Here is a 13998-nt window from a genome sequence, read left to right as displayed (position 1 = left end):
TCGCGTTCTCTCTATACTCTTTTGCTATACAACCATATTTTCACCTCGTTACCATCTTGAGTAAGGTATTCAAGTGATCGTAATCGATTCCTGCTTCAATAATTTTCGGATATGAAAACTCGGATCTAGGAACTCAAGGTCATTTCCCCTATATTAGAATGACTTTATAAGAAAGAATTCCAATGAGCTAAGGAGCGAGCGCAATGACGAAAAGGACCAAGCCAGAGATTTTGGCTAAACAAACTGTCGCTCAATCAAGACTATTCTCTATCGAGTCTCTCGACTTACGCTTTTCAAACGGCGAAGAGCGCACTTACGAACGCATGAAGCCCAGCGGGCGCAACGCAGTGATGATGGTTCCTATTACTGAGCAAGGCGATATTCTATTAGTACGTGAATATGCAGCGGGAACTGAACGCTACGAACTTGGCTTTCCAAAAGGGCTGATTGATCCAGGTGAGCAGCCAAACGAAGCCGCCGTTCGCGAACTCAAAGAAGAGATAGGCTTCGGTGCCAACAAGCTTACTCCGCTGAAGGAAGTGATCCTTGCACCCTCTTACTTCTCTAGCAAAATGACGCTGTTTATTGCAGAAGACCTCTACCCAGAAAAGCTAGAAGGTGATGAGCCAGAGCCTCTCGATATTGTGCGCTGGCCACTTGCTCAAGCCGAAGAACTGTTAACACATCTCGATTTCTGTGAGGCTCGGAGTATTACAGCCCTGCTTTTAAGCCTTCGTGTATTACACAATAACTAGAACATTCAGGCTCGCTCTAAGAGTAAGAGAACATTTATGCCAATAACAAAAGATTTGTCTCACCTCCTACCCTCTGTCATTGAGATTGCTCGCTCTGCTGGTCAACTCATCTTAGAGATCTACGAGAAAAAGGATTACGAAGAGTTCATTAAGAGTGATGACACTCCAGTAACCAGTGCCGATCTTGCAGCACATAAGCTGATATTAAAAAAACTCAGTGAATTGACGCCTGATATTCCCGTATTATCCGAAGAAGACGCCGACATCAGCCTAGAGCAACGCTCTCAATGGGATCGCTACTGGTTAGTTGACCCACTGGACGGCACCCAGGAGTTCATCGCACGAAGTGGTGATTTCGCGACAATTATCGCCCTAATCGAGCATAACAAGCCAGTGATGGGCGTGGTATACGCACCCGTTTCAGGTGTGAGCTATTACGCTTACAGTGGCAAAGGCGCTTGGAAGATCCCAGACCTTAATGACAGCGTGAAAATCAAAACGCATCGTCACGAGCTGCCAAACCAGTCAATCGCAATGGCTATAAGCCGTCGCCAAGATATCAATCGCATCACTAGCCGTATGAGCTCAGCATGGAATTATGATTTGGTTCCTCTAGGCTCAGCAGCGCTTAAGGCCTGTTTAGTCGCAGAAGGCGCTGTGGATTGTTATCTGCGCCTTGGACCAACCGGAGAGTGGGATACCGCCGCAACGCAGTGCATTGTTGAAGAAGCTGGCGGACGTATCTTAAGTACTCAACTAGAACCGCTTTCGTACAATGAAAGAGAAACGCTAGAAAACCCGAACTTCATTGTACTCGGTGATGCAGATTTACCGTGGGTAGAAATTTTGCAAGGCAAAGACTAGGCGAGTTTGCTCCCTTTAACTGTCAGATATCCTCTAGATTCTCAGAACAAACAAAACGGGCACCTCAGTGAGGTGCCCGTTTTTTATATCTCGTAATTTAGTGACCCTTAGCCGTTTAGCTAAAAACGACCTTGATAAGTAAACTGGTACTTACCTTGGCTATCAGGATTACCCAACCATTTAAGCTGATTTTGCATCGTTGGCGGGAATTCAACACCCGGTTTAAACCACGCTGCAGATGTGTAGCGCTGGTTAGATGTTAGACTCGCTGAGAACTCACTGTCTACTTGAGTGCTCTTCTGAACGCCTTTGGCTGCAATTGTACTGTCTTCACAGGTTATGTCCGCAATCACAGGACCAAGGTCTAACGAACCAACAGGTGAATCGACTGCAGCACCAGACCAAGCCACAGTACCTTCACCAGACTGACACCAAGGTTGAGCATGAACCGCATGCTTGATCGTCAGCTCAACCTTTCCACCAATTGAAACCGGGACTGGAATGGCTGGGGCGTATTTCATCACGTTCATAGCAGGCATTGAGGCCACTAAGTTCTCTGCATACGCGCCACTCATGCTGTACCCGACACGCCCTTTACCTGACAAGTTCATGTCGCTGTTACGACCAAAACGAACCGCCAGTTCTGCTTTGGCTTGAAATAGCTTAGAAAACTGGAAGTCCCACTGCACTGAACCGTAATTAACACGCTGCCAGGCGATATTATTGGCGCTGCCCTGCCAAACCGTTCCTTCAACACCTTCAATATTCAAGCCACGCACAGCCGGTGCATGTTTGAGTACAAAAGAGGCCGGTAGATGCAGCAACAGACTAACCGAGAAAAAGACAATAAAGATGCCGCCAAAAAGTAAACCTAACTTCAAAGATAAACCGCGTTTCACATTAACCTCGTTTAAACTGTAGTCGGTTGACCTCAATAACCCCTGGGTTATCGGAGCGATCAATGTCCATAAACTCAACTTCGACACCCTGCTTCTCTTTCAAGTATGTCAGCCAATCTAAGAACTGATTAAAAGGCACAGGTTTTACCCAGACTTGCAGCATCTCGCCACGTGGTTGCACGCGTATTAGCTCGATATTAAAGCGACGCATAGAAGCTGGTACAGATTGATTCAGAGGCTGGCTCGCACTGATGCCACCACTGCCTCGCAACTCAACCACTTCATTGGCTTTATTGGTTACCCAAGCTAGAAGTTGCTTCTCACTTTGAATACGGCTCTGCGCAAGTTCAGCTCGCTGACTGAGTGGCTGGATTAGCCCCCAATAAACGACACCGACCACCAATAGAATTGAGCAACCAATCACTAGTCGTTGCTCTCTTTGACTTATTGAAGTCCACCACGCTTGGAGTGGCTCAATCATATTTCTCATCACTGATCTCCTTACGCAGGTTATTGATGGGGTTTAAGAGTAAAGCTGCCAAATACGGCATCACCATTACGATTCAATGGCCCTTGCTCAACGGTAAACTTCTCTTCAAGTTTGACTCGCGCAGTCTCGAAATATTGGAAGTCAGTACTTTTCGCTTCCAATCTCACCTCTGAGCGGTTGCCGTCGTAGCGAATACTATTCACTTCGATGGCTTTCACTTGTCCTAAAGTTTCTGGCAGTAACGCTAGCCATCCAAGTAAGGAATCACCATCACCCGAGCCACCATACTTCTTAGCTTCGTCGTTCATCTGGCGCTTAAGGTAGCTGACCGTCGGAATACGTTGCTTGCCCGGAAGTACGCTTCTAAAAATACGTTCACTCTCCGTTCGGTACGCTTCGGCTTGTGCTTCGTACTGCTGAACCTTTAAGACTTGCTGAGTGACGATCACCGCCACCAGCAAACAAGCTGCGATCGCTACTTTTTGCCATACACACCAGTACTTACTGAATGAAGATTTGGTTTTAAAGGTGCCAGTCAGTAAGTTTACGCCACTTGTAATGGCTTGTTGGCTCAGTAAAGACATCACCAGTTCCGCAGGTTTAGCTTGCCACTCAATGCCACTTTGCAGTTGAACGTCATCACTTGGCAGTGCGGTGTAGCTAAAAATCGTTGGTGATTGCTCTTCGTCATCTAAGGCAACCCAATCGCTTTGTAAGAACATCGCTAGCCACGCCTCATTGATCGACACTGCTTGATAGTTGCTTTGACGCAATAACCAATGTTGGTCGATCTGCAGCGCACTGATGCCCTGATCTTCTAAAGGCAACGCTAAGGTATCAGGCAATACTTTACGAAAGATAATGTTCGCTTCGCGGAAAGTATCCAGCGCCTGCTTAAGCCAATCACGTTCCACACCACACACTGTCGCGTGCGTTGCGCCTTTCTCTAAAATAGTCAGGTGTAAGTCTTCGATATCTTGTGCGACTTCGTCTTCTAATAAAAACGGCAGCATAGAATCGAACTGGCGAGCAGCACCTTTCGGGATCTCAACACGCTTAATTAAGCATTCACTTCCCGGCAATAAAGCGATACAGCTGCGCTTTTCAGCGTAAGGCGTTAACTCGTCAAGCTGATCCCAGCTAGACAGTTCACCGCTTGCTATCACTTCTTGTTGGCTTGTCGACCAAACTAACCACTGCACAGGGCTTTGTGGTTCGCTACTCAGTCGAACGGTCAGAAACTCGCTCACTGATTCCTCCAAAACGACGGCGTACTACCGTCACTGTTTCTCGATTACTACTATAGAAAAGCGTCCGTATACGTACACGTGACTGCTCAACTAATACCTCTGCATCTAGCTCAAAATAGGCGCTATCTACAGTTAAATATGCTTTCGCTTTTTTGCTGACTTCGGCACTCACACCCACAATAGCAGGCTCAGCCATAAACGCATCCACCGTATCCCAACCATCGAATGGGCGTTTGTCTATCAGCTGTTTGGCATCCGATTCACTTAAGCCGGGGGCAAACATCGCTTCCAATAACGGCGCCTGCTTTTCCGTAAGAGTATTCACATTCAAACGGAAATCGTCGCTCGGCAGAGCACAAACAAAGGGGCGAACCTTATTCATCACCTCACCAGTGACTTGATAAACCGAGCGTAGCTCGGACTCATCGGCCATTAAGCCATTCGCTGCCAAATAAGATGGCTTCATCGCCTCATAAGTACTGTCTTCTACACCAGCTGAAGAGGTGGTTCGGGTATCACTATCAACAAATTCCCAGCTTGAATGTGCAATAACCTCGGCCTGATAAGGCTCAACATCTTGGTTTTCCAACAAGGTTTGCCAAACCGTAATTAAATAAGGTGTTTGGTTACTTGAAGTCGTCGCCACACCAGCCAACGCATTGAGATTAAAACATGCCTGAGCATCAACAATACGGCCTTTAACTTGACCATAATCCAACGGGTATACCTGTTCTTCTAACGCCCATGGTTGACTCAAGTTGACGGTATCACTGTCTTTGTAGCTTTGCCTAATGCCGTCTTGCACCAGCGCTTCGACACCAATGCTGTACCAGTAAGCCTGTTGGTAATTCAGTTGATTGCCCACGCGCTTAAATTGAGTAAACAGGCGTTCCGACATACTGCCTGCGATGGTTGCCATTATCGCCAGTAGCATCAGGATAATGATCAGCGCAACACCTCGCTGCTTGCGCCCCATGGCAGACCTTGTCAGTGCAAACTTATTAGTTCGATGAGTCATTATTCCCCTCATTACTACTTGAAGAGTCACTGTTTGAAGAATCATCGGCCTGATCTAGCGTGCCACTAGGGGTGAGATAAATACGCTCTATCTCACCATAATCTTTCAAGGTTAGCTTTAACCTTACCGCTTTCGGTAGCGATTTGTCGGCTTGCCACTCTTTCCCCCAGCGGCTTCCGTCATAAAACTCGAATTCCAAGCTTTCAACATCATCAAGCAAAGGCGTAATCACACCTTCTTGTCCTGCAGGAGTATCGGGGTAGCGCCACCACACACGCTCAAGCGTTTCTTCTTTAATGCGGTAACCCACTTTGGTGACTTCTCCGCGAGGAAACTGCTGCTGTGGGTTATGCCAGCCAAGGCGAGTAAACATGATGCCAACGCTGTCGGAATCCAGTAAATACTCTTTAATTAAGATCAGCTTAGATGATGCTTCTTCACCGTTGGTACGAAATTGTCGCACCGCCATCTGGCGAAAATCATTATCTAAAATGACTAAGCTACGTTGCAGTTGATTTAAACGAGCACTGCGCTCGATTGAAAGCTCGTTGCTGCGCTGAACCTGATTGACTACCTGATAAGCCGCCATGCTTAACGTGGCAAAGATAGCGATCGAGACCAAAACCTCAATTAAGGTAAAGCCTCTCCCTTTCGAAGATAGTCCTTGTTTACGAGGCACACGCTTATTGGCGGACATGCTCTTACTTAGCGACTTGCTCTGAGCTAACGACACGCTTTTACTTGACCACATAGCTGCGCACCGTGACCACTGGAGAAGCTTGTTTACTGGTTGCCACACTCACATCAAACGCCTTTAATAAATCATCGCTAGTATCGATTGGCGTGACCTTCCAAAACCACTCTCTCTCGGCCAACTCTTGTGTGCCCTGCGCTTTTTTTAGCTTCTCAGGATGCAGCATCACCAAAGCCATTTGATTATCAACGACCATAGCCGCGAAGGTTTTTTCTTCGAGATAACTGAGGGTATTGATGTGCTGAGTAACAGCACGAATCACACTGATCGCCGCAGTCGCAAAGATAGCGAGCGCAACCAATACCTCAAGCAGCGTCATTCCTCGAGAACCAAGGGGCATACCACGAAAACGATAAGGAGAACGGTTATTCCTCTTCATCTTCATCTTCTTCTCCCGGTTCTAGCAGTCGAATCACACCATTGTCCAATACTCGAATACGCCAACCATCTTGTATGGTGTCTCCGGTATTTGGATAAAACGACAATACAAATGGCGTCATTTCAGCACTCGACAAGATGTAGATCTGTGGTGGTTTCGGCTTCTTTTCCTCTTCAAGATCAGCAAACATATCTTCATCAAACAAGCTTCCTGGGTTGAACAACCGATCATCGTCTTCCCATGCGCCACCACCTAAGGTCAGTGACAATGCGAGTTCTTCCGGTAGTTCAGTTAAAGAGGGGATTTTTTCAAAATCGACTTCTTGCCAGCCTTCAGACTTAAGCGCCATCAGTACATAGGTCGATTTCTTTTCATCAACTCGAACGCCAAAATCTAAGCCGCTCAAAATAGCCTCTTCATTGAGTAATTGAACTCGCTGATAAAAGCTTTGAGCGTATTTTTTAGCAACATCTTTGCTATTGGTAGGAATGGTCGCGATCACCGCAACCGCCGTTACTGACAGTAGTACCAACACCAAGAGAATCTCAATCAAGGTGAAACCTGGCTGTGTTTGCTTAGTTTTCACCTTTAGACTCCATCTGTTTACGTCCTACCATCAATAACGTATCAAGCATCAATAACGAATCAAACAATAAGCTGAAGCTTATTGGAAATCCTGCATGTTCCAGTTGCCGATATCCGCCGCAATACCTTCACCACCTTCTTGGCCATCAGCACCAAGAGTGAAAATATCAATAGTGCCGTTATCACCAGGGCTTAGGTATTGGTACTCGTTACCCCATGGGTCGTTTGGCAGACGCTTGATGTAGCCACCGTCGCGGTAGTTACGAGGCTCTGGGCTGCTTGGCTTAGAAACCAATGCATCAAGACCTTGATCCGTTGTTGGGTAAACGCTGTTATCCAGTTTGTACATATCTAGCGCGTTCTCTAGCGCCACAATATCAGTGATGGCTTTTTGTTGGTCAGCCTTCTCTTTGTTACCCAATAGGTTAGGTACAACAAAGCTCGCCAATACGCCAAGGATAACCACAACAACCATCACTTCTAATAGGGTAAAGCCTGATTGTTTCTTCATTCTGTTTTTCATTATTTTCTCCAAATTACAGACAGCGAGTTGAAGGTAATAATGTCCTTCTTCTCGTTAATCCAAAAACTAACGTCTTATGAGCAGTTAATTAACCACTCATCAAATTATTCATTTCAAGCATCGGCATCAGAGTCGCCATCACAATGAACAGCACTAAGCCTGCCATCAAAGCGATAAGTGCTGGCGTAAAGATACCTAACGCGATATTCACGGTCGATTCAAAGCTTTGATCCTGGTTATCTGCCGCTCTTGTTAGCATTTGCTCTAACTGACCACTCTGCTCACCACTGGCGATCATATGCAGCATCATTGGAGGGAAGAGTTTGGTTTGATCGAGCGCTTTACGCAGGCTTGCCCCTTCTCTAACACTGTCTGACGCCTGCAGTACTTGTTGCTTCACATGGTGATTCGACATTACATCAACCGCAACCTTCATCCCCTCAAGGATAGGAATCGCACTCGAGGTACAGATAGAGAGTGTTCGTGCAAAACGAGAGGTATTAATTCCTTTCGCGATCTTGCCGATCAGTGGAATGCTTAATAGCTTGCGATCCCAACTCATGCGAACACCCGGCTTTTTCAGAGCGGTCTTAATCAACACAATCACACCGATGATCAACAACAGTAATTGGATGCCCCAATTCTGGATAAATTCACTCGATGCCAATAAAAATTGTGTCGATTGAGGAAGTTCTTGGCCCATTTGGATAATCGGTTCAACGATCTTAGGTACCACGGTTGCCAGCAGGAACGAAACAATCGTCACCGCAAACACCACCAGCACCACAGGGTAGATCATCGCTTGCAGCAACTTAGAGCGCATCTTCTGACGGTTTTCTGCGTAATCAGCCAGTCGCTCCAATACCGCATCTAAGTGACCCGATTTCTCACCAGCCGCGACCATGGCTCTAAACAGTTCATCAAAGATATGTGGGTAATCAGCCAAGCTATCGGCTAGCGAATAACCTTCCGTTACCTTCGAACGAACCGCCAGTAACATGGTTCGAATACGTGGCTTTTCAGATTGCTCCGCCACGGCTTTCAAGCACTCTTCTAGCGGCATGCCTGATTGCACCAAGGTGGAAATTTGGCGAGTAATCAAAGCAAGGTCTGGCGTGCTGATACCACGCTTAAAGCTGGTCGAAGGCTGTGCACCTTTCGTCGTTTTAGCTTTAGCTTCGGTCATCTCAACCGGCATCAAGCCTTGTTCTTTGATTCTTTGGCGAGCCTGACGAGCATTATCTGCTTCAATTGAGCCCTTTTTGCTCTTACCCTTGGCATCCAGCGCTTTGTATTCAAATGCCGCCATACTAGACTTCCTTGGTCACACGCATCACTTCTTCTAAGGACGTTACCCCTTTCAGAACTTTGCTCAAGCCATCATCTCGAATACTTGGTGTTGTGCCACGAATTGCTTTCTCAATCGCCTGTTCGCCAGCCTCACTGTGAATCAGCTCTTGTACCGAATCGTCAATCATCAATAGCTCATGAATACCAGTACGGCCTCGATAGCCTTTGTGACTGCAGCTTTCACACCCTTTGGCATGGTAAAGCGTTAGGCTTTCTTTCTTCTTCAACCCAAACAGTTTTTTCTGTTCTTTATCCGCTTCGTAAGGTTCTTTACAGTCGTTACACAGGGTGCGAACCAAGCGCTGAGCCAAAACACCCAGCAGCGAAGAAGAGATCAAGAAGGGTTCGATGCCCATATCACGCAGACGCGTAATTGCACCGATTGCCGTATTGGTGTGAAGGGTCGACATCACTAAGTGACCGGTCAAAGAGGCTTGAACAGCGATCTCTGCGGTCTCTAAGTCACGTATCTCACCAATCATTACCACATCGGGATCTTGACGAAGAATCGCACGTAAACCACGCGCAAAGGTCATATCAACCTTAGGGTTCACTTGTGTTTGACCAATGCCATCAATATCAAATTCAATTGGGTCTTCAACGGTAAGGATGTTGCGTTCGTTGCTGTTAAGCTCTTGCAGGCCAGCGTACAAGGTCGTTGATTTACCTGAGCCTGTCGGGCCAGTCACCAAGATAATGCCATGTGGGCGCTGAATCAGCTTACGGAAGTTTTCATGGTTTTCTGCTGTCATACCTAAACTGTGCAAGTCTAGACGAGTGGCGTTTTTGTCCAACAGACGCATTACCACACGCTCACCGTGCGAAGAAGGCATGGTTGAAACACGAACATCAACCGCTCGGCCACCAATACGCAAAGAAATACGACCATCTTGTGGCACGCGTTTTTCCGCAATATCCAATTTAGCCATAACCTTTACACGTGACACGAGCAGCGGAGCCAGTTTACGGCTTGGCGCTAGAACATCACGCAGCACACCATCAACTCGGAAACGGATACAAAGTGACTTTTCAAAGGTTTCGATGTGTATATCCGAAGCACCCTCTTTGATCGCCTCACCCAGCATCGCATTGATTAACTTGATGATTGGTGCATCATCTTCTGATTCAAGTAAGTCTTCGTCTTGAGGCAGTTCTTCCGCTAGTGAGAAGAAATCATCACTATCAGCACCAATGTCTTCCATGAGCTGACGAGCTTCCGACGAGTCACGCTGATAAGCATCGGTCAGTTTTTTATCAAACTCATCGAGAGTAATCGCTTGTGGCGTGAAACCATTTTTCACAACACGACTCACTTCAATGATCGCCGCCGATTTCAGTGGCTCAACATAATAAAGTATCGGTGCGCGCTCTGGATGTTGATACTCCAACACCATCTTATAGCGATTCGCAAAGCTAAACGGCAAGCGCTGATAAGTACGTGCCGCCCCTACCAATTCAGCCATTATTCTGTTTCCATCTGATCAATGAAGGCTTGAAGTTCAGCCGGGTAATTCATGCTTTCGCCAAATTTAGGCAATACCGGGATGTTATCGTCTGCCATTAATTTCAGTCCTTGCTCAGCCTTGTACAACTGCTCAGCACGGATGAAGTTGTATTTACGCTGCGTGATACCATCGGCTGTCATACCATCACGAATAATGGTTGGTTTGATGAAGACCATTAGGTTCTTTTTCTCAACCTGAGTACTGGTTGATTTGAACAGGTGTCCTAGAACAGGGATATCGCCCAAGAACGGCACCTTAGATTCACTTTCCAGCGCTCGCTCGTCAATCAAGCCACCCAGCACCAGCATTTGACCGTCTTGAACAATCACTGACGTATTTAGCTGACGCTTAGCAAAACGAACATCTACTGCCCCGTTTGCGCCTAATACGTTCGATACTTCTTGTTCTATTTGCAGCTGAACTGAGTCACCTTCATTGATTTGTGGCACGACTTTTAGCTTGATACCCACTTCTTTACGTTCAACCGTTTGGAATGGGTTATCGTTACTTGAGCCTGCGGTCGAGCCAGTTAAAACAGGCACCTCTTCGCCCACAATGAACGACGCTTCGCCGTTATCCATCACGGTGATACTTGGAGAAGATAGGATATTTGAATTTGAATCGGTCGCTACTGCACTGATCAAGGCAGTCCAGTCACCCATCACTACGCTCATTGCCGCGCCATTAACGCCAGAAAGAGCAGAAGCTAACGTTGAGTAGTCACCGGATTCTGTGGTCGTTTCATTACGCAAAAAGGCGCCATTATCATCATAGACTGCGGTGGTCGTTTCAGTGTCTTTCGCTTCTTCTAAACCAACCATTACGCCACCGATTGACGCACCTGTGTTGCCATACTGAATCACAGCACCAGTATCAAGGTTACCCCATTGCACACCAAGGTTAATGCCATCACCCTCTGCCATCTCGACAATTAGGGCTTCAATCAATACTTGAGCACGACGAATATCCAACTGTGCGATCACATCTTGAAGCGCATTCATGATGTCCGGTTGTGCGGTAATCACCAACGAGTTGGTATCACTGTGAGCGGAGATCATCACTTGGTTACGTTGCGATGAGCTGCCTTTGGTTGAAGATTGCTTTTCTGATTGCAGGTTGTCCGACACGCCTTTCAGCACATCGACTAAATCTTCTGCTTTGGCGTATTTAAGGTAAATTACTTGGTTGTTGCCCTTGGTTGCCATTTCCACATCAAGCTGTTCAATCAACCTTCTTAAACGGCTACGTACCTTAGGGTCACCTGAGATAAGAATCGCATTGGTACGTTCATCGGCAACTAATTTAGGTTGTAGAAATGCAGGTGTGTTTTTCGCATCAGTGGTTTTGCTTAACGCATCAACGATACGTACCATTTCTGCCGCAGAAGCATTCTTTAGCTCAACGACTTCAATCTCTTTATCACCCGCTTGGTCAACACGCTTGATGATTTCAGCTAAACGGTTTACTACCGCCGCTCGGCCTGTAATAAGGATGATGTTGGCTGGGTCGTAGTGCACAACGTTACCCGCGCCTGCATTGTCGTTTAGTTGACGAAGCAGAGGAGAAAGTTCACGTACCGAGACATTACGAACCGTCACAACACGTGTCACCACATTGTCGCCTTTGATCGTGTCACTGTCTCCAACGACTGGAATTGCCGATGTTTTCGAATCTTTGGCCTTGATGATCTTAAGAACACCTGAGTCCATTTCGACAACCGCGTAGCCATACACTTCCAATACGTTTAGGAAGAAGCTGTAATATTGCTCTTCATTGAGTACGTCGTAGCTGCGTACATCGATTTTTCCACGCACCGAAGGGTCAACGATGATCGTCTTCTCTAGGTTACGACCAACAATATTAATAAACTCTTGAATATCAGTGCCTTTAAAGCTGGCACTAAAATCACTCGCGATGGCTGCGGGTGTGCAGATCAAGCTTCCTGCCAATAACCATGCACTTTTCTTAAACCAATGCTTCACGTACTTCTCCTACACTTTCGTCCTTCGTTAGACGCAAAGTTTTAAAATTCAATAAACACTTCATGTTGTTGACCATCTCTCTCGACCACCAGATTTAGCTCTGTTAGTTCTGAGATGGAACGGAATATGTTGCCCATAGCAGCAGGGTCTGTCAGGTCTTGTCCATTTAACTGAGTGGCAATATCTCCGTTTTGGAGCCCAACAGAGTTAAAAAGTTCTGAATCTTTGCCCGGGCTCACACGATAACCGATCACTTTATCGTCACGCTTCACCTGAGACAGTCGAACATATTGGAAGATTTGTTGCGGATCTTTCATTATCTTCGCTTTAATTTCATCAAGCTTCTCTTCTGCTGAAGCCGGATTATTACCACGAACCGAAGAAGAGCTACGAGGTGGCGCAGGCGCTGATACAGCCAAACGCTTGTACTCAATACCTTCAAGCATCAAGGTTTCGTCTCGTCCTGAGTTATCAATGATAACGCGGTCGATTAATACCGCTTTTAACTTGGCTCGAGTGCCTTCAATCTCTTCATTAATTCCGTAGGTCGCTTGCGTGCCGCGATTGGCGATCACCGCTAAGCTCAGTTTTGGATTCGAGCTCGCGACTGCACCCACTAAAACGAGGTTTAATCGCGTCTTAGGCGCATCTTGGATAACTTGCTGTTCAACCACAGCGGGCGTGCTTGGGTTGTAAGCACCAAACATGTTGCTCTGCTGCAAAGAAGAGATATCAAGGGTCGATTGAGGTGCTGAAGACGATGAAGCCGTTGCTGTCCAAGGCGCGATAGTTTGCTCAGCAGGTTCGATAAACCATGCAAGCTGCCCTAAGATCCATGCGGAAGCTGCAATCAATACACAACAGGTCGCTAAGCTTAGTTTCTGCTGAAGTACAAATCCATTCTCTAATAAGCGGCTCAACATAGGAGAATTCCCTACGCGATTTTTGAGCTCTAAAAAGTTCACTTTCCTAGTCCCTTTTCATGACGACAAACGCTGCAAATCATTAAACTTTCAGCTTTTTTATTCATTCGTTCGATACCAAGCTTATTTAAGCAATAAGATCCTGAACTATATCATAGCAAATCGATAAATCGGCATAACATGGCTATTTTGTATTATGACTTGAAAAAAATGCCAACCGCCTCCACTTTAAGCTTCTACTTAATGTGATAAGCATCATCAAAAACATGTTGCGCACTGTTCGTTACAGTTAAACCGCATTCATTTCTCACTTAATAAGGCACAGCCCTATATGAAAACTGCTAATGAAGCTGTCAGACTCGATAAATGGTTGTGGGCAGCTCGTTTTTACAAAACCCGGTCTATTGCTCGTAACATGGTCGATGGTGGCAAAGTCCACTATAATGGTCAGCGCAGCAAGCCAAGTAAAATTGTCGAACTTGGGGCTGTGATTACACTGCGCCAAGGTAATGAAGAAAAGACGGTAACGATCGAGAAAATCTCAGCCCATCGTGGTGGAGCCCCGATCGCTCAAACCCTCTATGAAGAAACCACCGAAAGCTTGGCAAAAAGAGAAGAGTTTGCACAACAGCGCAAGCTAAATGCTCATAGCCCAGCACCAGAACGTCGCCCAGATAAAAAGCAACGTCGTGACATCATCAAGTTCAAGACTCAATAAGCT

General features: G+C 46.4%; 15 protein-coding genes. 3 read left to right on the top strand and 12 right to left on the bottom strand.

Annotated elements, in window-relative coordinates:
* The first annotated feature begins 203 nt into the window (after window positions 1-203).
* Together nudE and cysQ are read left to right on the top strand one after the other, a co-directional pair.
* Complete coding sequence (gene nudE / locus AB4503_RS18175; RefSeq protein ID WP_372115498.1) at window positions 204-755, top strand: ADP compounds hydrolase NudE; 552 nt, start codon at window positions 204-206, stop codon at window positions 753-755.
* A gap of 36 nt (window positions 756-791) precedes the next feature.
* The gene (gene cysQ, locus AB4503_RS18170) at window positions 792-1619 is read left to right on the top strand and encodes a 3'(2'),5'-bisphosphate nucleotidase CysQ (protein ID WP_017062477.1); all 828 of its coding nucleotides are present in this window, start codon (window positions 792-794) and stop codon (window positions 1617-1619) included.
* A gap of 119 nt (window positions 1620-1738) precedes the next feature.
* Here the strand turns inward: cysQ and AB4503_RS18165 are convergent, their stop codons facing one another.
* From AB4503_RS18165 to gspC, 12 genes are all read right to left on the bottom strand, one after another.
* Window positions 1739-2518: a type II secretion system protein N gene (locus tag AB4503_RS18165; protein WP_017063075.1), complete on the bottom strand. Its 780-nt coding sequence runs from the start codon at window positions 2516-2518 to the stop codon at window positions 1739-1741.
* A 1-nt stretch (window position 2519) separates the two neighbouring features.
* The gene (locus tag AB4503_RS18160) at window positions 2520-3008 is read right to left on the bottom strand and encodes a type II secretion system protein M (RefSeq protein WP_017070117.1); all 489 of its coding nucleotides are present in this window, start codon (window positions 3006-3008) and stop codon (window positions 2520-2522) included.
* A gap of 20 nt (window positions 3009-3028) precedes the next feature.
* Window positions 3029-4258: a type II secretion system protein GspL gene (gene gspL, locus AB4503_RS18155; RefSeq protein ID WP_372115497.1), complete on the bottom strand. Its 1230-nt coding sequence runs from the start codon at window positions 4256-4258 to the stop codon at window positions 3029-3031.
* On the bottom strand, window positions 4227-5276 hold the full coding sequence (gspK, locus tag AB4503_RS18150; protein ID WP_017062481.1) for a type II secretion system minor pseudopilin GspK: 1050 nt from the start codon (window positions 5274-5276) through the stop codon (window positions 4227-4229). The genes gspL and gspK overlap by 32 nt, the downstream gene beginning before the upstream one ends.
* Window positions 5260-6027 (bottom strand): type II secretion system minor pseudopilin GspJ, encoded by a 768-nt coding sequence (gene gspJ / locus AB4503_RS18145; RefSeq protein ID WP_372115496.1) that lies wholly within the window; start codon window positions 6025-6027, stop codon window positions 5260-5262. Before gspJ ends, gspK begins: the two co-directional genes overlap by 17 nt.
* Window positions 6014-6409: a type II secretion system minor pseudopilin GspI gene (gene gspI, locus AB4503_RS18140; protein ID WP_017062483.1), complete on the bottom strand. Its 396-nt coding sequence runs from the start codon at window positions 6407-6409 to the stop codon at window positions 6014-6016. The genes gspJ and gspI overlap by 14 nt, the downstream gene beginning before the upstream one ends.
* Window positions 6396-6995, bottom strand: coding sequence for a type II secretion system minor pseudopilin GspH (gene gspH / locus AB4503_RS18135; RefSeq protein ID WP_372115495.1), 600 nt, complete (start codon window positions 6993-6995; stop codon window positions 6396-6398). The genes gspI and gspH overlap by 14 nt, the downstream gene beginning before the upstream one ends.
* A gap of 78 nt (window positions 6996-7073) precedes the next feature.
* Window positions 7074-7517: a type II secretion system major pseudopilin GspG gene (gene gspG / locus AB4503_RS18130; protein ID WP_017062485.1), complete on the bottom strand. Its 444-nt coding sequence runs from the start codon at window positions 7515-7517 to the stop codon at window positions 7074-7076.
* 88 nt (window positions 7518-7605) lie between these two features.
* Window positions 7606-8826, bottom strand: coding sequence for a type II secretion system inner membrane protein GspF (gene gspF / locus AB4503_RS18125; protein ID WP_017070113.1), 1221 nt, complete (start codon window positions 8824-8826; stop codon window positions 7606-7608).
* Window position 8827: 1 nt separating this feature from the next.
* Window positions 8828-10330 (bottom strand): type II secretion system ATPase GspE, encoded by a 1503-nt coding sequence (gene gspE / locus AB4503_RS18120; protein WP_372115494.1) that lies wholly within the window; start codon window positions 10328-10330, stop codon window positions 8828-8830.
* Window positions 10330-12354: a type II secretion system secretin GspD gene (gene gspD / locus AB4503_RS18115; protein ID WP_102332599.1), complete on the bottom strand. Its 2025-nt coding sequence runs from the start codon at window positions 12352-12354 to the stop codon at window positions 10330-10332. The genes gspE and gspD overlap by 1 nt, the downstream gene beginning before the upstream one ends.
* A 41-nt stretch (window positions 12355-12395) precedes the next feature.
* Window positions 12396-13277: a type II secretion system protein GspC gene (gspC, locus tag AB4503_RS18110; RefSeq protein WP_017062489.1), complete on the bottom strand. Its 882-nt coding sequence runs from the start codon at window positions 13275-13277 to the stop codon at window positions 12396-12398.
* Window positions 13278-13608: 331 nt separating this feature from the next.
* On the opposite strand from gspC, the gene hslR reads away from it, so the two are divergent.
* Window positions 13609-13995 (top strand): ribosome-associated heat shock protein Hsp15, encoded by a 387-nt coding sequence (hslR, locus tag AB4503_RS18105; protein WP_017062490.1) that lies wholly within the window; start codon window positions 13609-13611, stop codon window positions 13993-13995.
* Window positions 13996-13998: the final 3 nt, after the last annotated feature.

The sequence above is a fragment of the Vibrio sp. 10N.222.55.B11 genome, from assembly GCF_041473705.1.
GTDB lineage: Bacteria > Pseudomonadota > Gammaproteobacteria > Enterobacterales > Vibrionaceae > Vibrio > Vibrio crassostreae_C.
The sequence above is the reverse complement of the archived record's forward strand: the minus strand, read 5'-3'. Positions and strand labels throughout refer to the sequence as shown.

Coding starts and splice junctions, on each gene's coding strand:
- gspF (WP_017070113.1), bottom strand. CDS start 8,826: ATGGCGGCATTTGAATACAAAGCGCTGGATGCCAAGGGTAAGAGCAAA.
- hslR (WP_017062490.1), top strand. CDS start 13,609: ATGAAAACTGCTAATGAAGCTGTCAGACTCGATAAATGGTTGTGGGCA.
- cysQ (WP_017062477.1), top strand. CDS start 792: ATGCCAATAACAAAAGATTTGTCTCACCTCCTACCCTCTGTCATTGAG.
- gspC (WP_017062489.1), bottom strand. CDS start 13,277: ATGTTGAGCCGCTTATTAGAGAATGGATTTGTACTTCAGCAGAAACTA.
- gspG (WP_017062485.1), bottom strand. CDS start 7,517: ATGAAAAACAGAATGAAGAAACAATCAGGCTTTACCCTATTAGAAGTG.
- gspK (WP_017062481.1), bottom strand. CDS start 5,276: ATGACTCATCGAACTAATAAGTTTGCACTGACAAGGTCTGCCATGGGG.
- gspE (WP_372115494.1), bottom strand. CDS start 10,330: ATGGCTGAATTGGTAGGGGCGGCACGTACTTATCAGCGCTTGCCGTTT.
- gspI (WP_017062483.1), bottom strand. CDS start 6,409: ATGAAGAGGAATAACCGTTCTCCTTATCGTTTTCGTGGTATGCCCCTT.
- gspJ (WP_372115496.1), bottom strand. CDS start 6,027: ATGTGGTCAAGTAAAAGCGTGTCGTTAGCTCAGAGCAAGTCGCTAAGT.
- nudE (WP_372115498.1), top strand. CDS start 204: ATGACGAAAAGGACCAAGCCAGAGATTTTGGCTAAACAAACTGTCGCT.
- AB4503_RS18160 (WP_017070117.1), bottom strand. CDS start 3,008: ATGAGAAATATGATTGAGCCACTCCAAGCGTGGTGGACTTCAATAAGT.